At 46.4% G+C, this 20382-nt stretch carries 15 protein-coding genes; 10 read left to right on the forward strand and 5 right to left on the reverse strand.

Features of this window, described 5'->3' with window-relative positions:
- The first annotated feature begins 5 nt into the window (after nt 1-5).
- The 5 genes from JT26_RS07170 (at nt 6) to JT26_RS07190 (ending at nt 6624) form a co-directional block, all read left to right on the forward strand.
- A complete protein-coding gene (locus JT26_RS07170) occupies nt 6-665 on the forward strand; it encodes a 3-oxoacid CoA-transferase subunit B (protein WP_036848184.1) in 660 nt (219 codons plus the stop codon).
- Between the two features lie 43 nt (nt 666-708).
- A complete protein-coding gene (locus tag JT26_RS07175) occupies nt 709-1917 on the forward strand; it encodes an acetyl-CoA C-acetyltransferase (RefSeq protein WP_036848198.1) in 1209 nt (402 codons plus the stop codon).
- A 7-nt stretch (nt 1918-1924) separates the two neighbouring features.
- Entirely contained in the window at nt 1925-2698 is a 774-nt protein-coding gene (locus JT26_RS07180; protein ID WP_036848201.1) for an enoyl-CoA hydratase-related protein, read from the forward strand.
- A gap of 27 nt (nt 2699-2725) precedes the next feature.
- The gene (locus tag JT26_RS07185; protein WP_036848203.1) at nt 2726-3568 is read left to right on the forward strand and encodes a 3-hydroxybutyryl-CoA dehydrogenase; all 843 of its coding nucleotides are present in this window, start codon (nt 2726-2728) and stop codon (nt 3566-3568) included.
- A 263-nt stretch (nt 3569-3831) separates the two neighbouring features.
- Entirely contained in the window at nt 3832-6624 is a 2793-nt protein-coding gene (locus JT26_RS07190; protein WP_036848205.1) for a M60 family metallopeptidase, read from the forward strand.
- Nucleotides 6625-7344: 720 nt separating this feature from the next.
- Here JT26_RS07190 and proS read toward each other — a convergent pair.
- On the reverse strand, nt 7345-8826 hold the full coding sequence (gene proS / locus JT26_RS07200) for a proline--tRNA ligase (RefSeq protein ID WP_036791114.1): 1482 nt from the start codon (nt 8824-8826) through the stop codon (nt 7345-7347).
- A 314-nt stretch (nt 8827-9140) separates the two neighbouring features.
- Between proS and era the strand changes: the two genes are divergently transcribed.
- The 4 genes from era to JT26_RS07225 are packed head-to-tail and all read left to right on the forward strand — an operon-like array spanning nt 9141 to nt 14413.
- Nucleotides 9141-10061 (forward strand): GTPase Era, encoded by a 921-nt coding sequence (gene era, locus JT26_RS07210; protein ID WP_235300043.1) that lies wholly within the window; start codon nt 9141-9143, stop codon nt 10059-10061.
- 31 nt (nt 10062-10092) lie between these two features.
- Complete coding sequence (gene der / locus JT26_RS07215) at nt 10093-11409, forward strand: ribosome biogenesis GTPase Der (protein ID WP_036848213.1); 1317 nt, start codon at nt 10093-10095, stop codon at nt 11407-11409.
- Between the two features lie 25 nt (nt 11410-11434).
- The gene (locus JT26_RS07220) at nt 11435-11890 is read left to right on the forward strand and encodes a hypothetical protein (RefSeq protein ID WP_036848216.1); all 456 of its coding nucleotides are present in this window, start codon (nt 11435-11437) and stop codon (nt 11888-11890) included.
- A gap of 51 nt (nt 11891-11941) precedes the next feature.
- Nucleotides 11942-14413 (forward strand): outer membrane beta-barrel family protein, encoded by a 2472-nt coding sequence (locus tag JT26_RS07225; protein ID WP_081966407.1) that lies wholly within the window; start codon nt 11942-11944, stop codon nt 14411-14413.
- Between the two features lie 373 nt (nt 14414-14786).
- Here the strand turns inward: JT26_RS07225 and JT26_RS07230 are convergent, their stop codons facing one another.
- Nucleotides 14787-15320 carry a hypothetical protein gene (locus tag JT26_RS07230; RefSeq protein WP_036848220.1) on the reverse strand — a complete coding sequence of 178 codons (534 nt, stop codon included), beginning with the start codon at nt 15318-15320 and terminating at the stop codon, nt 14787-14789.
- A 105-nt stretch (nt 15321-15425) separates the two neighbouring features.
- Nucleotides 15426-16088 (reverse strand): Crp/Fnr family transcriptional regulator, encoded by a 663-nt coding sequence (locus tag JT26_RS07235; RefSeq protein ID WP_036791100.1) that lies wholly within the window; start codon nt 16086-16088, stop codon nt 15426-15428.
- A gap of 136 nt (nt 16089-16224) precedes the next feature.
- Here JT26_RS07235 and hcp point away from each other — a divergent pair, with 136 nt between their 5' ends.
- Nucleotides 16225-17865, forward strand: a complete 1641-nt coding sequence (hcp, locus tag JT26_RS07240; RefSeq protein ID WP_200879746.1) for a hydroxylamine reductase — start codon at nt 16225-16227, stop codon at nt 17863-17865.
- Nucleotides 17866-17950: 85 nt separating this feature from the next.
- Here the strand turns inward: hcp and JT26_RS10455 are convergent, their stop codons facing one another.
- Both JT26_RS10455 and nqrF read right to left on the reverse strand, forming a co-directional pair.
- Nucleotides 17951-18811, reverse strand: a complete 861-nt coding sequence (locus tag JT26_RS10455) for an outer membrane beta-barrel protein (RefSeq protein ID WP_081966408.1) — start codon at nt 18809-18811, stop codon at nt 17951-17953.
- 295 nt (nt 18812-19106) lie between these two features.
- Nucleotides 19107-20363, reverse strand: a complete 1257-nt coding sequence (gene nqrF, locus JT26_RS07255; protein WP_036791091.1) for an NADH:ubiquinone reductase (Na(+)-transporting) subunit F — start codon at nt 20361-20363, stop codon at nt 19107-19109.
- Nucleotides 20364-20382: the final 19 nt, after the last annotated feature.

A 20382-nucleotide genomic window follows, 5' to 3' on the forward strand; every position in this document is an offset into this window, starting at 1 on the left:
ACCTTATGGATAAAAATCAGATACGAGAAGTCATTGCTCGCCGGGTGGCTCAAGAATTAAAGGACGGTGATGTGGTAAACTTAGGAATAGGTCTTCCAACTCTTGTTCCAAACTATCTCAGTCCCGATATCAAGGTACACTTGCAATCGGAAAATGGACTTATAGGTATGGGACGCACACCGGAAGAGGGAAGTGAAGACCCTCACTACATCAATGCAGGAGGTGGTGCCATTCTTCCTGATGTGGGAGCTGCCTCCTTTGATAGTGCAACATCTTTTGCCATAATTCGCGGAGGGCACGTAGATATTAGCATTTTGGGAGCACTTCAAGTCGATGTAAAAGGAAATCTTGCCAACTGGAATATCCCGGGAAAGATGGTTCCGGGAATGGGAGGGGCAATGGACCTTCTTACAGGAACACGTAAAGTGATTCTTGCCATGGAACACACAGCTAAAGGTGCTCCTAAGATTATGACGGAGTGTACTCTTCCTCTTACGGCAAAAGAAGCGGTCGACATGATTATTACAGAAATGTGTGTTATTTTTGTTACTGAAAGAGGTCTGGAAGTAGCAGAAATACATCCTGAGTTTACCAAAGAAGATGTAGAAGCAGCCACAGCAGCTCCGCTCATCTTCAGAGAGAATATTAAAACTATCGCAGTTTAATGCTAAGAAGAGTCTTAGAAAAAGATATTATAACATTATACAGATGAAAAAAGTATTTATTGTTGCTGCAAAGCGCACACCTATAGGCAAATTCATGGGTAGCCTATCCCCATTCAGCCCTGCTCAACTTGGAGCAATGGTTGTTAGCAATATCTTGGAAGAGACTAAGATTGATCCTTCCGTTGTAGATACTCTCATTGCAGGAAATGTTCTTTCTGCCGGACAGAAACAGGGCGTAGCTCGTCAGTGTGCCATTTTGGGAGGTATCCCACAAGAAAAGACCGCCTACTCTATAAATATGGTGTGTGGGAGCGGTATGAAAGCTGTGATGAATGGTGTTACAGACATCATGGCAGGGTTTGCTTCCGTGGTGATTGCAGGTGGAACTGAATCCATGACAAATGCAGGTTTTATTCTTTCTGGAGATGTACGTTCCGGCTTTAAGATGGGCAATCTTCAAGCTATAGATCACATGGTAAATGATGGTCTTACAGATGCTTATCACAACTATCATATGGGGATTACTGCAGAAAACATAGCAGAACAGTGCGGCATCTCAAGAGAAGATCAAGATCGTTTTGCAATACTTTCCCAAGAAAAGGCTATTGCAGCGGTCGATGAAGACAAGTTCAAAGAAGAAATCGTACCGATTGAAATCGTAACCAAGAAAGAGACCATCTTGTTTGAAAAAGATGAATTTCCCAATAGAGGTTCTTCTTTGGAGAAGTTAGGCAAGTTGCGTCCTGCATTCAAGAAAGAGGGGACTGTAACTGCCGGTAATGCTTCCGGCTTGAATGATGGAGCTTCTTTTGTGATGTTGGCAGATGAAGAAGCGGTAAAGAGGTACAATCTTACCCCCCTTGCTGAGATTGTAGCGTTTGGAGAAGGTGGAGTAGATCCTCAAGTGATGGGGCTTGGTCCTGTTCCCGCTATCCGTTGTGCTTTGCAACGTGCAGGCATGAAATTATCCGATATGGAGATCATAGAGCTTAACGAAGCATTTGCAGCACAATCTCTTGGAGTAATAAAAGGATTGATGGAAGAACATGGAGTTTCTCGTGAATGGATTGACGAACGCACCAATATTCATGGTGGGGCGATCGCTTTAGGTCATCCCATCGGTGCAAGCGGAAACAGAATCCTTGTATCCCTCGTACACGAACTTAAGAGATATGGCAAAGAGTATGGTCTCGCCTCTCTCTGCATCGGAGGAGGTATGGGGACAGCCGTTATCATTAAGTCGATAAAATAAATTCTGCATGAGCCACGTACATACAGAAATAGATGGACATGTAGCAATTCTTCGCATAGAGGATGTCAAAACACTTAATGCTCTTCATACTGTTCTGATAAAAGAGCTCATTCTTTGCTTTGAGGAGGTAGAGCAGAATGAAGAGGTTCGGGTGATCATTCTCACCGGTACGGACCGAGCCTTTGTTGCCGGAGCGGATATACAGGCTATGAGTAAGATGAATCATGTGGAAGCTAAAGAGTTTGGTACGCTTGGTGCAGCTGTCTTTCGTCGTATAGAGACTTCTCCTAAACCTGTTATTGCTGCAGTAAACGGCTTTGCTTTGGGTGGTGGTTGCGAACTCGTTTTGGCTTGTGATATTCGTCTTGCATCCGATAAAGCCAAGTTTGGGCAACCAGAAGTGGGGCTCGGTATAACTCCCGGTTTTTCGGGCACTCAACGCTTGGCCAGAGCCATCGGTTTTTGTAAGGCTAAAGAGCTTATCTTTACCGGAAAAATCATCGGTGCTGAAGAAGCAGAACGTATCGGTCTCATCAACACCGTTGTGCCTCATGAGACACTCATGCAGGAAGCTATCCTTCTGGCAAGACTCATTGCAAAGAAAGCCCCTATCGCTGTACATCTCTCCAAGAGAGCTATCAATGAAGGCTGGGACTTGAGTATAGAAGAAGGAATAGAGCTTGAAGTTGATCTTTTTGCCCGATGTTTTGAGACAGAAGATCAGAAACGCGGAATGGAAGCATTCCTAAAAAAAGAGAAGGTCGTATTTAAAGGCAGATAAAACAATAACCATCAACATTCATAAGATATGAAGATAGCAGTAATAGGAACCGGAACCATGGGCAATGGCATAGCACAAGCCTTTGCTCAAGGTGGTTATCAGGTGGTCATGAAAGACCTTTCCCAAGAGGTATTGGATCGTGCGATAACCAATATAGGCATTTCTCTTGCCAAACTCGTATCCAAGAAGACCATCACGGAAGAGGAGAAAAGCAGTATCCTTTCTCGCATCTCCACTACACTCATCTACGAAGATATAGCAGATGCATCTCTTGTGGTGGAAGCCATAGCAGAGAATATAGAACTCAAGAAGCGTGTTTTTAAGGAACTTGATAAGGCTTGCAAGCCGGAGACTATTCTTGCCACAAACTCCTCTTCACTCTCTATCACAGAGATTGCTGCTTGCACAAAGAGACCGGAGAAAGTTATCGGTATGCACTTCTTCAATCCTGTTCCTGTGCTCAAACTCGTCGAAGTGATTCGAGGTCAACTCACTTCCGATGATGTCTTTGCCTGTGTAAAGGGAGTGGCAGAAAAGATCGGAAAAGTTCCCGTTGAAGTAAACGAAGCACCGGGATTTCTTGTAAATCGTCTGCTCATTCCTATGATCAACGAAGGAATCGGAGCATTGGCAGAAGGAGTAGCCTCCAAAGAAGAGATAGACGAAGCGATGAAGCTTGGCGCCGGGCATCCTATTGGTCCGTTGGCGCTGGCAGATCTTATCGGATTGGATGTTTGTCTTGCCATCATGGAAGTGCTTTATCATGAGTTCGGAGATAGCAAGTATCGTCCACATCCGCTTCTTCGCAAGATGGTACGGGCCAATCTCCTTGGACGTAAGACCGGAGAGGGTTTCTTCTCATACAAATAAAGAAGTAGAATCAACAAGATAACGAGGGCTGAACTTCCTATTGGGAGTTCAGCCTTTATTTTATTATACTGCTTCTCTGTCAAGAAAAAGCAGAAATAGAATATCCCTCCTCTATATATTTAACAAAAACAATTTCCTCTTTAACTCTATAAGTTTGCAAACAAGCATCTTATCCCTTTGACATCTCATTATTTATATATACTTTTGCGGAAGCATTTTTAGCACATTATTTAGTTTCACAAAAGAATTCGCAACCATTTTTCATGAAGAAAACACTATTTCTCCTGCTGTTTTCGTTCCTGTTCGTGTCTTTCTCGGCATCCTCATGCAAAGACAAAAACAAGAACGAAGTCTATGCTTTTGACCTGAAAGAAAATACGCAAGTAGCCTTATCTTCGGAGGAGCAGACCAAAGAAATTCCCATCGCAACCAATATCCCGGAGTGGAAAGTATCTGTTCCCTCTTCTGCCTCATCATGGCTATCCGCAAGAGGATTGCGTAACCGTCTCTCCATTACAGTAACAAAGAACACCGGAGAAGAGCGTTCCGCTCAGCTCACATTGAGTGGAATGGGAGTCTCTGCAACGATCAATGTAAAGCAGGCTGCGCAAGGACCTTTTGTGGAAGCCTCTACCACCACGCTTCTTATCGAGAAAGGAGGAGGCAAGAGCACTGTCGGCATCTACACCAATGCAGAGTATGAGGTGGTAATACCTTCGGACATCTCTTGGATAAAAGCATACAAGAGCATAGCCACTGTAGAGCCGAAAGAGCTTTATATCGAGGCGGATTGGAATAAAGGAGCAGAACGAAAAGCAGAGCTAGTGCTTCAAACGGTCGGGACTACTCCTATTGCCCAGACAAAGATTACCATTACCCAGAAAGGAGATAACGGCTACGATGGCAAGACTTCCGGCACCATAGATGAAGACATCAAAGTCCCGGTATTTTCGGGTTACGCTTCATCCGTACAGAATGGCACTCCGATAGAAAACTCTTTTGACAATAACTATACAACAATCTACCATTCATCGTGGTCGAATACCGCACCTAACTATTTTCCTATCACTTTGGAGTACAATTTCAAGGACCAACCACGGGTAGATTACCTCATCTATCATCCAAGAAAAGATGCTCAAAACGGGCACTTTAAGCTTGTGGAAATCTGGGCAAAATCGGATGGAAGCAACGAGTTCAAGAAGCTCATCACACACGATTTTAAGGGCTCTTCCAATCCTGCAAAGATTATATTTGATAAGCCCTTGATACAACCTTCAGCGATAAGATTCGTTGTGCTCTCCGGACATGGAGATGGAAACGGTTTTGCAGCATGCTCCGAAATGGAGTTCTACCGTATCAATCCCGATAAGTTTGATCCCACAACGATCTTTACGGATATTACGTGTTCGGAGCTTAAACAAGGTATAACCGAGTCTCAGATCATGAATATAGAGAATGATCTCTACCGCCAGATCGCCTACTATCTGTACAAGGGCACTTATCCGAAAGAGTTTCGTATCGACTCTTTCCGTGCATGGCCTCACCCCTCTACTCAGGCAAAAATAAACAGAACCGGTACTTACAGTCTTTTGGATAACCCTACCGGAATTGCTGTAAACAGAGGCGAAAACATTATCGTATTTGTCGGAAAGACTGGTGGACAGACTTTGAGTCTGCGTCTGCTTAATTTGGACAAACCGAATGGAGATGGCTACAACGACAATTATGTCTACTCTCTACAAGAGGGAGCCAACAAAATCAAAGCGGATGCAGATGGACTTCTCTATGTATTATACCACACGGAAGAGTATGCCAATGCTCCTAAAGTGAAGATTCACTTTGCTACCGGAAATGTTCAAGGCTACTACGATGTTCAGAAGCATGCACCTTCAAGATACAACGAGCTGCTTGCGAAGGCAAACCATAACAAGTTTTTTGACATTGTGGGTACAAAGGCTCACCTGACGTTCCCCGTTGAGAGCTATCGCTCTTTCACCGGAGCAGATGGTAAAAAACTCATAGATCTTTACGATAAACTGGTTTTGGACGAACAGGTTTTCATGGGGCTTCAGAAGTACGATCGTGTTTATGGTAACCGCGCCTACTTTCACGTCATGTACCACTCTTATATGTATGCAACGGGGTACCGCACAGCATATAGTGTTGGTACGCTTCCGACCATCCTTGATCCCAATAAACTTGTGGAAAGTATCTGGGGACCTGCTCACGAGCTGGGGCATATCCATCAGACATCCAGAGGCTTCAAATGGAGAGGTACTACCGAAGTTACGACCAATGTACACTCTCTGTTCATTCAAACATCTTGGGGGCAGCCCTCTCGCATCCAGTACGAAAATCTTCTCAAAGGCGATGGTTTTGTGAACAGATACGACAAAGCATTCTCTTACGCTTTCGTGGAGCAGCGTCCGTATATCATCATCCCGGATGTTTTCTGTCAGTTGGTTCCATTCTGGCAGGTTCAGCTCTACTTCTCAAATGTGTTGGGAAACAAAGACTTCTACAAAGAGTTCTACGAATATACTCGCACGGATCCCAATCCGGAAGACAACGGACGGGCGCAGGTCGAGTATTCTCTTCGTGCCTCTCGTGCCGCGGGTTACGATCTGACAGAGTTCTGCGAACGCTGGGGATTCTATCGCGTCGGTTCATGGGAAGTGAACGACTATGGCAAGGAGATGGTTACGGTAACCGAAGCCCTTGTTTCCGAAATCAAACAGAAGATAAGCAAGCTCGGTCTCAAGAAGATCACAGACCGCATAGAGTACATTTCGGACTCCAACTGGCAGATTTACAGAGACCGCAAGAGTATCACCAAGGGCGGAAAGAGCAGGGTCGTAACGGAAGGCAGACACACGATGTTCGAAGTAAACTCCGGCTGGCGCGACTATGTCGCGGTGGAGATCTACAATGCTTCGGGCAGACTCATCTGTGTGGCAAACAGCCCTAAGTTCGTACTTCCCGGCTCATTCGACAAGAGCTGCAAGGCTTACGCCATCTCTTTTGACGGCAAGAAGGAAGAGATCCCATACGAATAACAACATACTTTGTGATTAAGGAGTTTCTGCTCCTTTACGAATCCCTCAGAAGTTTTTTTGTCCAACCACTTCTGAGGGATTCTCTTTCTATATCCGCAGTCAAAGCCCCAAAGATTTCAGGCAAAAGCTGTATCTGAAAATCTCCTTCCGCAAGCAGCAAAATTTTCGTGCGCACGTAAATATTTTTTTGTGCGCACGTAAATATTTTTTTGTGCGCACGTAAATTTTTTTCTGTGCGCACGTAAATTTTTTTTCGTGCGCACGTAAATTTTTTTTCGTGCGCACGTAAATATTTTTTTGTGCGCACGTAAATTTTTTTTCGTGCGCACGTAATTTTTTTTCTGTGCGCATGGAAATTTTTCCCCTCCCAAAGGCTTCGGGAGAAGGAGGTAAATCTGTTCTCGGCGGCGGAAGAGTGTATGGAGTGGAACGTCCGAGGGCGTCCTCGAAATCGGGCAAAAAAGGAAATATCTGTTAGAGGATTGCCCTTTCGGGCTGTTTATAAAGAGGAAAATCACTCTTTCGGGGTATTGGCAGACTTGCGGAAATACCCGAACTTTGTAGACAGAAAAGAGGCAAAAAACTACGTTCTCTTATTGTTCAAAAAAAGAACTTCCACAAAAGTTTTATTTGTAATCCAAAAAAATGGGAGCCGGACAGATCTGTCGGCTCCCATTTCTATTTCTGAGGTTGTGTCGGCTAACCTCTGCCTTCCGGCTATTAGTAAGATCTTGCAAACAGCACTCTCCTTGCGGATGGTTTGCCCGTAACCATACACTGCCCCGGAGTGGTGTCTCCTTCAAAAGGAATACATCTGATGGTGGCTTTGGTTTCCTGCTTGATGAGCTCTTCCGTTTCGGGTGTTCCGTCCCAGTGAGCAAGGATGAATCCGCCATCTTCTATCTTCTCCTTGAACTCCTCGTAGCTGTCCACCGTTATGGTGTGTGTGGCACGATAGTCGAGAGCCTTTTGGAAAATGTTTTGCTGTATGTCTCCGAGCAGAGTCTCCACATAGTCTGCAATACCGTCGAAAGATCTTGTCTCTTTCTCCAACGTGTCTCTGCGCATCACCTCCACGGTGCCGTTTTCGAGATCTCTTCCGCCCAAGGCAAGGCGCACGGGTATTCCTTTCAGCTCATATTCAGCAAACTTCCAGCCCGGCTTCTTGTTGTCCGAGTTGTCGTATCTTACCGATATTCCGCGCTTTTTGAGTTCTTCCACCACCGGAGCCACTTTTTCGTCTATGGCTTGAAGCATCTCCATGTTCTTGTAGATAGGCACTATCACCACCTGGATCGGAGCCAATCGCGGAGGCAATACCAGCCCGTTGTCATCGGAGTGGGTCATGATGAGAGCACCCATAAGGCGTGTCGAAACGCCCCAAGAGGTTGCCCAAACATACTCCGCCTTACCCTCTTTGCTCGTAAACTGAACATCGAAAGCCTTGGCAAAGTTTTGTCCGAGGAAGTGAGAAGTCCCGCTCTGAAGGGCTTTACCATCCTGCATCAACGCTTCTATGGTATAAGTGTCGAGTGCTCCGGCAAAACGTTCGTTGGCACTCTTGCATCCCTTTATCACGGGCATTGCCATGTATTTCTCCGCAAATGTTCCGTAAACATCTATCATAGTTCGGGTCATCTTCAGAGCCTCTTCTTCGGTGGCGTGTGCCGTGTGTCCTTCTTGCCACAAAAACTCTGCGGTACGCAAGAACAAGCGTGTACGCATCTCCCAACGCACCACATTTGCCCACTGGTTACAGAGCAAAGGAAGGTCGCGATAGCTCTGAATCCAGTTTTTATAAGTGCTCCAGATGATGGTCTCAGACGTCGGACGGACGATAAGCTCCTCTTCCAGACGAGCCTCCGGATCCACTATCACACCGGTGCCGTCGGGATTATTTTTCAGACGATAGTGAGTAACTACGGCACACTCCTTGGCAAAACCCTCTACGTGATCCGCCTCTTTGGAGAGGAAAGACTTCGGGATAAAGAGCGGGAAGTAAGCATTCTGTACACCTTCAGCCTTGAACATATCGTCCAAAACGCGTTGCATCTTCTCCCAAATGGCGTATCCGTAGGGCTTTATCACCATACAGCCGCGCACGGCAGAGCTTTCTGCCAAGTCTGCTTTAATCACAAGATCCTGATACCACTGCGAATAGTTTGTGGCACGTGAAGTGAGTTCTTTTAGTTCTTTTGCCATAATTATCTTTACCTTTCTCTTATATTCTTATTCTTGAGAGCGGAGAGGCAATGACCTCTCTCCGAACAGGTTCCAAAGTTACAAATATTTACGCAATAGCAGACCGCTGAAATGTCTCTTTTTGAATGGGATGCAGTGAAACGGATTTACACTTTCCCGCTCCGAAGAGAAGATAAAAACTGCTTGGCGAAAAGGGATAGAAATTTCCCGGGAAAGAAGTTCGATAAATGCGTTATTCTTTGGAACAACACCGAGATAGCCTCTCAGTCTCAGACTATTTTTGTACTTTTGAAAAGAAATACAGGCTTTATAAGATGGATAAAATAACAGAAATGCTTGGGGGAGTAAGCAGCGAACATCGCTCCGGCTTCGTAAACATTGTGGGAAATCCGAATGTGGGGAAATCCACGCTGATGAATATCCTTGTCGGAGAAAAGATTTCGATCATCACGTCCAAGGCTCAAACCACTCGCCACCGCATTATGGGGATTGTCAATACTCCCCTTTTGCAGATCGTCTACTCCGATACGCCGGGTGTGCTGAAGCCCAACTACAAGATGCAGGAGAGCATGTTGGAGTTTTCGGAAAGTGCTTTGGGTGATGCCGATGTGTTAGTTTACGTTACAGACACAGTGGAGAAACCCACCAAGCACGACACATTCCTGCGAAGAGTTGCATCGTTGGAGTGTCCCGTCTTATTGGTCATCAACAAGATAGATCTCACTACACAAGAGGGCTTGGAAGCTCTCATATCGGAGTGGAAAGAGCTTTTGCCCAAAGCCGAAATATTCCCGGCTTCCGCTCTGCACAAGTTCAACATGGAGCAGCTTAAGAAAAGGATAGAGGATTTGATACCATTATCCCCTCCATATTTTGATAAAGATGCTTTAACCGATAAGCCTGCAAGGTTTTTTGTAACGGAGATCATTCGAGAAAAGATACTGCTCTACTATCAGAAGGAGATACCTTATTCTACAGAAGTGGTTGTAGAAGAGTTCAAAGAGGAAGATGCTCTGATCCGCATACGAGCCGTAATCGTTGTAGAACGCGACAGCCAAAAAGGAATCGTGATAGGGCATGGAGGACAAGCCCTGAAAAAGGTAGGAGCAATGGCAAGAAAAGATTTGGAGAAGTTCTTCGAGAAGAAGATCTTCCTGGAAACGTATGTCAAAGTGGAGAAAGATTGGCGCAACAGAGACAACTTCCTGCGTGCCTACGGATACAAGATAGACTGACATACCAAACGATAAACATAAGAAGAAAGATATGAGTAACCTTATAGCAATAGTAGGACGCCCGAATGTAGGCAAGAGCACACTGTTCAACAGACTGACCAAAACAAGAGACGCAATAGTGACAGACGTTGCCGGCACAACACGAGACCGCCAGTATGGAAAGGCAGAATGGTGTGGCACCTCTTTCTCGGTAGTGGATACCGGCGGATGGGTAGTGCATAGCGAAGATATTTTCGAGGATGAGATCAACAAACAAGTACAGGTAGCGATAGACGAAGCCGACCTTATCCTTTTCGTTCTTGATGTCAATGAGGGCATTACGGATATGGATGATGCGGTGGCAAACATACTGAGACGAACAAAGAAGCCGGTAATGCTGGTAGCCAATAAGGCAGACAACTTTTCGATGCAGGTGTATGCCGCGGAGTTTTATCGCTTTGGTCTGGGAGATCCATACTGCATCTCCGCAATCAACGGATCCGGAACGGGAGACCTCCTGGATGCTATGGTGAAGCTGCTACCCGAATCCAAACCGGACGAAGAAGTCGAAGAGAACATCCCTCGAATAGCTATCGTCGGACGTCCCAATGCAGGGAAGTCCTCTCTCATCAATGCGTTTCTCAATGAAGACAGACATATCGTTACAGATGTCGCAGGTACGACAAGAGATTCGATATACACGCACTACAACAAGTTCGGGCACAACTTCTATCTGGTAGATACCGCAGGAATGCGCAAGAAAGGTAAGGTGAACGAAGACTTGGAGTACTACTCCGTGATCCGCTCCATACGAGCCATAGAGAACAGCGACGTGTGTGTGCTGATGATAGACGGCTCGAAAGGGATAGAGAGTCAGGATATGAACATCTTCTCGGTGGTGCAGAAAAACAAGAAAGGGCTTGTAGTCTGCGTGAACAAATGGGATCTCGTGGAGGACAAAAGCCAGAAGGCGATAGACTATTACCAAAGAGTGATCCGTGAAAGGATGGCTCCGTTTACCGATTTTCCCATTCTCTTCATCTCCGCTACCAATAAGCAGCGCATCATGAAGGTATTGGACACAGTGCAAGAGGTCTTTAACAGACGGAAGAAACGTATCTCAACAGCCAAGCTCAACGAGATCCTCCTTCCGATTATAGAGAAAACACCACCTCCCGCAACCAAAGGAAAGTACATAAAGATCAAGTACATCACGATGCTCCCACAGGTCTCTGTGCCTTCTTTTGTGTTTTTCTGCAACCTTCCGCAGTGGGTAAAAGAGCCGTACAAACGCTTTTTGGAAAATAAGATAAGGGAAAACTGGGAGTTTTCCGGCACGCCAATAAATATCTTTATGCGAGAAAAGTAGTCTAACCCATAATAAACAGGCCAAGATGGGAACTTACCAAAAACACTATCTGAAGATGGACAAGCTTGCTCGGATAATAACCATGCTGACGTATGTATTTATCATCCTGCTGTTCGTTTTTCTTTTCCCTTCCGGGACATTTATAGCAAAAGCATCGCTTGTAGCCATACTTCTATTTTTCGGAGTACTTATCTTTTTGGCTCCCATCTATATTCAGCGGACTCCCAACAGCATAGTCATCGGAAAACTTTTGCACAAGAAGGTGATAGACCTGAGCAGTGCAACCATAGATCAGGTACCGATGGATATTCTTGAGGGAGCCATTCGCACATGTGCCTCAGGCGGTATCTTTGGTTACTGGGGCTACTTCTACTCCAAAGCTCTGGGGCACTTTCGCCTCTACATAACATATAGAACGGGTAATCTGCTTATAATACGCCGTTCCGGCAAAAAGCCGATAGTGATCAACGATGTCTTTTGACACTGTTGGTTACTCACTTTGATTTTTTGTATTTATCACTTTTATAACCGTATGAAACGCTTAACCATGTTAGCGTTGCTGGTATTTTTTATCGGCAGCAACGCTCTTTTTGCCCAACAGGTCATCGCATCAGGGCAAGTAACCGAAGCCGCAAAAGGGCAGCCTGTGCCTTTTGCAAAAGTAACAATAAGATGTATAGAGGATAAGGACACCCTGCTATACAGACAGGTTACAGACGGCAAGGGAGAGTTCCGAATAGCTTTCGTCCCAAAGAAAGAGAACTATGTCTTCATCCAATCTTCGGGCTTCAAGTCTCTTCTGAATGAACTGCCAAAAGTCTCCAACGGGCAGAAGCTGATTGCTCTTGGCAGATTGGCATTGGAAGAGACTCCTATCGAATTAGAGGAGGTAAAGGTTGTTCACATCCGCCAGCTTATCTCTGTAAAAGGGGATAAAATAGACTATTCCGTAGACAAAGACCCTGAAGCCTCTGCGCAAGACCTTCTAAGCATGTTGCGCAAAGTGCCCCTTGTTACGGTGGATGGACAGGAAAATATTCAGGTAAAAGGCTCTTCCAACTTCAAGATCCTTATTAACGGCAAGCCCAATCCGCTTATAGACTCCAACCCGAAAGAGGTTCTGAAGTCCATGCCGGCATCGAGCATTCAGAAGATAGAACTCATTACCGATCCGGGCGTAAAGTATGACGCCGAAGGCGTTGGTGCGGTACTGAACATCATTACAGCGCAGATGTCTGCGGACGGAACCATGGCAACCATCAGTCTCAACGGCGGTTATCCGACCACTTATGGCGGTTCGCTCTATCTCTCTTCCAAGATTAAGAAGTTTGGAGCAACGGCAAATCTCTCATCGTTTAATAATGAGACGGATATGAGCATACTTATGGAGCAGATGCAAGGCAACACTCTTCTGCTCGCGGAAGATGCACGCCAAAAACGTAGCATGAATGGTCTGAGAGGAAATATCCTGCTCTCTTACGAGATAGACGACAAGAATCTGCTCACATGGACAACAGCCATCTCCAATATCCATACCGGTGCAGACTCTCAAACAGATATATTCAGACCTCTTCCGGTAGAGCAGAGAAGCAAAAAAAACAGCCAAGACAAAGTTCGCTTCGATGAGCTGAACACATCGTTGGACTATCAGCGCTCCACTTCGAGACAGGGCGAGCTCTTCACCTTCTCATACAGGTACACCATCACTCCGAACTATTTCTACAACTTGATCGAACTTCCTTCTCTGAAACGTTCGGAGCGTATGAAGAGCAATGATGCCATGAAAGAGCATACCGGGCAATTGGACTACACGCTCCCGATAGGCAAGCACAAAGCAGAAGTGGGTACGAAATATATTCACCGCGACAACGAAACATCTCCTGTCTACGAGATATTGGATAACCAGAACAAATGGGTTCCGGGAAGCTACTATGCCACTGAATATGCTCGCAATGGCTTGCTACACAAAAACGTGGTCTTGGCAGGATATGCCTCTTACAGCTATTCGGATGGACCTCTTTCTATAAATGCCGGTCTGCGTGCAGAGAGAAACTGGATCAAGGCGCAGTATAAGAACCTCGAATCGTCTCGCATCAATCGCGGCTTCACGGACGTCATTCCTCAACTCTCTATCGGCTATGTCCCCTCGCCTGCCCTGCAAACACGCTTCGGTTATAAGGAGATGGTGGTAAGACCATCGTTGAGACAGTTGAGTCCGTTCGAGATCAACTCTTCCGAGACAAGCCTTAGCAAGGGTAACCCGAACCTTGATCCGTCACGCATCCGGAACTTTAATCTCTCCGTCACACACATGGGTACGAGATACATGATCAATGCCGGAGCAGACTACTCTTTGCAGTACAACAACATCGAGAGCGTTATCTACAAAGAGGACGGATCCAATGTGCTGATCTCCACGTTCGGCAACCTCAAATCGCCTACACATCGTGTCAGTGCCAACGTTTACTCTACGCTCACTCCGACCAACTGGTTAAGGCTCTCCGGCTTTGCCAATCTCTCGCACACCTCACGCGGAGCAACCAAGAGCGTGGACGTCAATGGTATTTCTCGCGAACTGAATCTGCCGGAGTTTTCAAGCGTGAGCTTCTCCGGTAATATCAATGGTATGATTACGCTTCCGAAGAGTTTCGGCTTCAACGTGAACCTCTTCTATTTGAGTAAGCAAAAGATGTTGCAGACCACCATGGGGGATCACTTCATCCACTCGCTGTCTCTTACCAAGCAGTTTATGAAGGACAGACTCACCCTTACACTCTCTGCCGTGTCTCCGTTTATGGAGACTTTGGACTTGAAGATAGAGTCAAGAGTAGGAGCATTCAAGAATGTCAATCACATCCAAGTGCCTATCCGCCGTATCTCTCTCGGACTTACATTTAAGTTCGGAAGCATGAAGGGACAAGTGAAGAAGACATCGAAGACCATCGTGAACGACGACTTGTCTAAGGCAAGCAGCAGTACGGATCTCCCCAATACAGGTATGTAATATCCGATAAGGCTGATGACAAACTGCTCCGAACCCGTTCGGAACAAAGGATAAACAGATTAAAAAGTTTGTCCGAGGCTTAAAAATATTCCAAATCAAGGCTCTATTTGTAGCTATCGAAGCTTGAAGTGTAGAAACCAAAGCTTGATGCGTACAGATAGAGCCTTGATCTTAATCCCCAAAGCGGTTCAGACCATTTTTTGAACCCGATTAAAGAGATTTTTATTGCCGTTAAAAACAGAAGGTTAAAGGAGAAAGAGAAAGAGAGCGACGCACACCCGAAACCATCTTATCCCTCTTCATGCAGAAAGCCCACCCGGACAGGAAAAACTCCTTATCCGGATGGGCTTTCTCTATATGCGATGAAAATCCGTCAGAACCTGTAACCGATACCTACGTCTACCATGGCACCGTAGCTAAGTTCAAGATAGTCTCTCTTGAGCATTTCGGAATATGCCGTATGAGCAGCTCCGATAAACACTCCGATCTTGCTTTTGAAATAAAAATTATCGGTGATGCGGAGATTATACCCCCACGCAGGCATTGCGCCATAGGCGTGTAGGAAAAGCTTCTTATCCACCTCCGGAAGAGCAAAGCCCCCCAGATGAGTGATACCGTAAAGGTCCAAAGCAAAATAGCCGGAGCGGTCTCCACCGTAGTACCAGCGTGGTGAGATTCGGATGGCAGGGTTAAGACCGTTGAAGCCCACCTTATCTTTCATAAAGAGAAAAGCAACATCGTATCCCACTCCGGTCTTGATAGCAAAAGCATCCGAAAGAGAATGTTCGTAGTAGACATTGTTCTGCATACCAAGCTCTATTCCCCATCGACTTTTTGTTTCTCTGCTCTGTGCCAATAGCAGTGTAGGGAAAAGAAATGCACATAAAAAGAGTAACGTTTTTTTCATAGATGATAGTTATTTGGTTTCAACATCCAATGATGACTTCGTCTGCGAGGCAGCTCTACCAACAAAAGTAGGTAAAAATCGGCTGAAACAAGCGTTCTTGGCGCATTAAAGCATCATTCTTATCTGATCATACTTCAAAATGCGCCCTTTTCCCCGGTCGAACTCGATGATACCCTCTTTCGTCATTTCGGAGATAGCCCTGGAAAGAGAGGGACGCTCCACACCAAAATATTCCGCAAGGGATGTAACGCTCCGCCCAAGCTCGAAGACGCCATTTTTCGACCGCTTGGAGATATAAAAGGCAAACTTGGCCTTGATGCTTTTGATGGAGAATATCTTCAGTCTTTCGGATAGAAACTGCATCCGGTCGGCGGTGAATGCCATAAAGCCTCGAAAGAAATAGGGACACTTCGCCATCTGTTTCTCTATGGTCTCTTTCGAGTAAAGCACAATCTCCGACTCCTCCAAGGCGATCACATCCACGGGGAAGTAGTTTTCTCTGGCAAAGAGAAAGACTGCCGCCAAAGGGTAGGGAGCTTTGATCTCGTCGATATGCAGAGTAAGACCCGGATCGGAAACAAGCTCGGTCTTGACCCTTCCTTTCGTAAGCATATAGAGATGATCCACTCTGTCTCCCTGATATGCAATGTACTCTCCTTTCTTGTAGTGCTTTACCACATGCGGTATCTCACAGCTCAGCTCATAGGTTTCTCCCTCTGCGCCACTACTGCATTGCGTGCAGAAAAAACGTATATCCGGTGTTTCCATAACTTATCCCTTTTTGCGAAGGTACATAATATTCTACTCTTCTGTGTGATAATTATCACGAGAAGACTCATGCCGACACTATACTTTTGCCATACATAGTTAGAATTACAACCTAAACAGTCAGAAAGAAATGAGTATGTTTTGTTTTCAGTGTCAGGAAACAGCCCAAAACAGAGGCTGTACAGTGCGTGGAGTATGCGGTAAGACTCCCGATGTTGCCAACCTTCAAGACCTTTTGGTCTTCTTACTGAAAGGAATATCCGTCCTTGCATCTGCTCTTCGTGAGAAGGGGGAAAAGGTTCCGGCAAAAGCAAATCGGTTTGTGATGGAGTCGCTATTCATGACCATCACGAATGCCAACTTTGACAAAGAGAGATTTGTCAAACGTGTTCACGAAGCCCTTTCTCTACGGGACGAGCTGCTTGAAGCATTGGGCTCTGTCCCGGAAGAGAGAGGATCGGACAGCCTTTCATGGCGAGCAGAAAGCGTGGAAGAGATGGAAGCCAAAGCAGCAACAGTGGGCATTTTGCAAACGGAAGACGTAGATGTCAGATCGCTAAGAGAGCTTCTGATATACGGACTCAAAGGGATGGCTGCCTATGCCGAGCACGCTTTCAATCTCGGTTTTGAACAGGAAGAGATCTTTATCTTCATGCAGGATGCTCTGGTTGCCACCACACAGGATCTATCGGTGGAAGAGCTGACGGGATGGGTATTGCGCTGTGGTGAGTACGGCGTAAAGACGATGGCTCTACTGGATAAAGCCAACACGACAACCTACGGAAGCCCGGAGATAACCAAGGTTAATATCGGCGTGAGAAAGAATCCGGGCATCCTCATCTCCGGGCACGACCTCAGAGATATGCAGGATCTGCTGGAGCAGACTCAAGGTACGGGAGTGGATGTCTATACCCATAGCGAAATGCTTCCGGCGCACTATTACCCTGCCTTTAAGAAGTACGAACACTTTGCCGGTAACTATGGCAGCGCGTGGTGGAAGCAGAACGAAGATTTTGAAACGTTCAACGGAGTGATTCTGTTCACGACCAACTGTATAGTGCCGCCCCGCAGCACTTCCACTTATGCGGACAGGGTTTACACCACCGGAGCTTCCGGATTTGCCGGCTTCAAGCACATCGCAGACAGACAGGAGGGTAAAGCAAAAGACTTCTCCGCCCTTATCGAACACGCCAAACGCTGCGCTCCTCCGGTGGAGATAGAGCAGGGAGAGATCATCGGAGGCTTTGCCCACGCACAGGTATTCGCTTTGGCAGACAAGGTGGTAGAGGCGGTAAAGAGCGGAGCTATACGTAAGTTCTTCGTCATGGCAGGATGCGACGGACGCATGAAAGGCAGAAGCTACTACACGGAGTTTGCAGAAAAACTTCCTAAAGACACGGTCATCCTCACAGCCGGATGCGCCAAGTACAGATACAACAAGCTTCCGCTCGGAGACATCAACGGCATTCCGAGAGTATTGGATGCCGGACAGTGCAACGACAGCTACTCTCTGGCTCTGATTGCTTTGAAGCTGAAAGAGGTATTTGAGCTGAATGACGTGAACGATCTCCCCATTGCCTACAACATCGCATGGTACGAGCAGAAAGCCGTCATAGTACTGCTGGCTCTTCTTTCACTTGGGGTGAAAAACATTCATCTGGGACCGACTCTCCCTGCATTCCTGTCTCCCAACGTGGCAAACGTGCTGGTGCAGACTTTCGGAATAGGCAGCATCACCACTCCGGACGAAGACATGAAGATGTTTCTTGGCGAGTAAGAAGAGAGTTTCAGGTTCTACACTCTCCTTTTAAGCAAGCAGGGTTGAAAAAAATTTCAACCCTGCTTCTGTTTATATAATGGTATTATTTCACTCCGGTGCTGCGATCCAAGTCCGTACTCTCCAAACTCTTGTTTCGCTGAACGGTAGACTTCTTACCCGAACCAAAGCTGTACGCAACCTTCAAGCCCAAAGAGCGCGCGGTAATGTCATTGAAACGCTCTTGATAAAATCCGTCCCCCCATTCGGACGTCTGCAGTCGGCTGTATTTCTTGAAAGGATTTCGGACATCCAACGTTACGGAGAGCTTATCTTTCAGCAGCTTTGTCGTAACGTAAAAGGAGCAGGAGTAGTTGTGTTTCGTCCGCACTCCGAGCTGCGGCGGAGCCTGCGTGTACGTATAGTTTCCTCCCAATGAGACATTTTTGCGAGGGTTCCGGTCTGCATTCAAAGAGATATTGTACACAAGATCTTTCTGCAAGAGCGCTCCTTTATCTCCGTAAAAAGCAAGATACCCTCCGTTGAGAAAGATATTTGCGGATAGTTTTTCGGTCGGTCTGTAGTTGAGCATTATGGAGGAAGAGAGGTTTCGGAATCTGTTTCCGTTCGTATAGAATTGTAAGAGGCACTTACTTGAGTGGTCTGTGAAGGCTGAGGGAGAAATCCAAAGAAGGCTCCGGATGCCGCCTGAGACGGGGCAAAAAGCCGAAAATCTCCCCCATCTTTTTACCTCCTTCCGCAGGGGGTGAAATTTCCGTCCGCAAGGAAATAAATTTCTGTATATGCAAAAATATTTTTTCGTATATGCAGAAATATTTTTTCGTATATGCAGAAATTTTTTTTCGCAGGTACGAAAAATTTCTTTCGTTCGTACGCAAATTTTCTTTCGCAGGTATGAAAAAAATCTTTCGTTCGTACGCGACTTTATTTTCGTACCTAAGAAAATTTATTTTTGTACGTACGAAAATATTTTTTTGTACGTACGAAAAAAAATTTTTGTACGTACAAAATTTCGGCTCTTTGCGAGAGGAGCGAAAAATGTGTGCTTATGTGCTCATTTTCAAGCAGTAACAGCCCTCTCTCCGGGTTGCTCCCGGATAAGGCGGAAAAGGGAGAAAAAGTGCGTTTCGGAGCTTCGGAATTTTGCCCCGAAACGGGCACGAAAAAAACCAAGTGCGGTCTCCGGAATTGTATCTTCCGAAGACCGCACTCGGTATGTTTCGATTCTTTCCCGCGGGGGATCAACCAAAGTCGTCGAAGTAAAGCTGTTCGCGAGGAACGCCCAGGCTGTCGAGCATGCCCTTGACGGCATTTGCCATCGGTCCGGGACCGCACATATAGTACTCGATGTCCTCCGGCGCTTCGTGGTTGATGAGGTAGTTGTCGAGGATCACCTGGTGGATAAATCCGGTGTATCCCGTCCAGTTGTCCTCCGGAAGCGGATCGGAAAGGGCGATGTGGAAAGAGAAGTTCGGAAACTCTCGCTCTATTTCGCGGAAGTCTTCCTCATAAAAAATCTCGTTCTTGGAGCGCGCACCATACCAGTAGGAGACTTTTCTGCCGGTCTTGAGCGTCTTGAACAGATCCAATACCTGTGCCCTGAGCGGTGCCATACCGGCTCCACCTCCGATGTAAAGCATCTCGGCGTCGGTGTCCTGGATGTGGAAATCTCCATAAGGACCCGACATCATCACCTTGTCTCCCGGCTTGAGGCTGAAAATATAGGACGATGCTATACCCGGCTTGATGCCTGCCGCCCACGTTCCGGTATTGCGGTCGAACGGAGGTGTCGCGATACGAACGTTGAGTGTGATGATGTTGCCCTCCGCCGGGTAGTTCGCCATAGAATACGCACGGATGGTCTCTTCATCATTAGATGCTTCAAGAGGCCAGAGCTTGAACTTGTCCCACTCCCCCTTGAAACGGTCTCCGATGATCATGTCGGAAAACTTCACGTTGTACTTCGGTATCTTGATCTGAGCATACGATCCGCTCTTGAAGTTGAGCACCTCGCCCTCCGGCAGCTTCACGACAAACTCTTTGATGAAAGATGCTACGTTGTTGTTGGAGACTACCGTGCACTCCCACTCTTTTACACCGAAGACTTCTTCCGGAACCACGACCTGCATGTTCTCTTTTACCTTAGTCTGGCAGGAGAGTCTCCAATGGTCTTTGATCTCCTTGCGAGAAAAGAATCCTACTTCCGTGGGCAGGATCTCTCCGCCACCCTCGACCACGCGACAACGGCACTGTCCGCAAGAACCACCGCCCCCGCAGGCAGATGAGAGATAGATGCCTTCGCCTTGAAGCGTGTTGAGAAGCGTTCCGCCGATGGGAACGTCAAACTCTTTTTCTTCATTCACCGTGAGCTTGACGTCTCCGGATGGCAGAAGCTTTGCTTTGGCTACCAAAAGAAGTGCTACAAGCAGAAGGGTAACTACAAGAAAGACCACTACGCTGGCTCCTATTGCAGCTCCGTTTATTGCTAATAATAACATTATGATGTTTTGCTTTTAT

Source organism: Porphyromonas sp. COT-108 OH1349 (assembly GCF_000768755.1).
In the GTDB taxonomy this organism is placed as follows: domain Bacteria; phylum Bacteroidota; class Bacteroidia; order Bacteroidales; family Porphyromonadaceae; genus Porphyromonas_A; species Porphyromonas_A canoris.

Coding starts and splice junctions, on each gene's coding strand:
- JT26_RS07170 (WP_036848184.1), top strand. CDS start 6: ATGGATAAAAATCAGATACGAGAAGTCATTGCTCGCCGGGTGGCTCAA.
- JT26_RS07175 (WP_036848198.1), top strand. CDS start 709: ATGAAAAAAGTATTTATTGTTGCTGCAAAGCGCACACCTATAGGCAAA.
- JT26_RS07180 (WP_036848201.1), top strand. CDS start 1,925: ATGAGCCACGTACATACAGAAATAGATGGACATGTAGCAATTCTTCGC.
- JT26_RS07185 (WP_036848203.1), top strand. CDS start 2,726: ATGAAGATAGCAGTAATAGGAACCGGAACCATGGGCAATGGCATAGCA.
- JT26_RS07190 (WP_036848205.1), top strand. CDS start 3,832: ATGAAGAAAACACTATTTCTCCTGCTGTTTTCGTTCCTGTTCGTGTCT.
- proS (WP_036791114.1), bottom strand. CDS start 8,826: ATGGCAAAAGAACTAAAAGAACTCACTTCACGTGCCACAAACTATTCG.
- era (WP_235300043.1), top strand. CDS start 9,141: ATGGATAAAATAACAGAAATGCTTGGGGGAGTAAGCAGCGAACATCGC.
- der (WP_036848213.1), top strand. CDS start 10,093: ATGAGTAACCTTATAGCAATAGTAGGACGCCCGAATGTAGGCAAGAGC.
- JT26_RS07220 (WP_036848216.1), top strand. CDS start 11,435: ATGGGAACTTACCAAAAACACTATCTGAAGATGGACAAGCTTGCTCGG.
- JT26_RS07225 (WP_081966407.1), top strand. CDS start 11,942: ATGAAACGCTTAACCATGTTAGCGTTGCTGGTATTTTTTATCGGCAGC.
- JT26_RS07230 (WP_036848220.1), bottom strand. CDS start 15,320: ATGAAAAAAACGTTACTCTTTTTATGTGCATTTCTTTTCCCTACACTG.
- JT26_RS07235 (WP_036791100.1), bottom strand. CDS start 16,088: ATGGAAACACCGGATATACGTTTTTTCTGCACGCAATGCAGTAGTGGC.
- hcp (WP_200879746.1), top strand. CDS start 16,225: ATGTTTTGTTTTCAGTGTCAGGAAACAGCCCAAAACAGAGGCTGTACA.
- nqrF (WP_036791091.1), bottom strand. CDS start 20,363: ATGTTATTATTAGCAATAAACGGAGCTGCAATAGGAGCCAGCGTAGTG.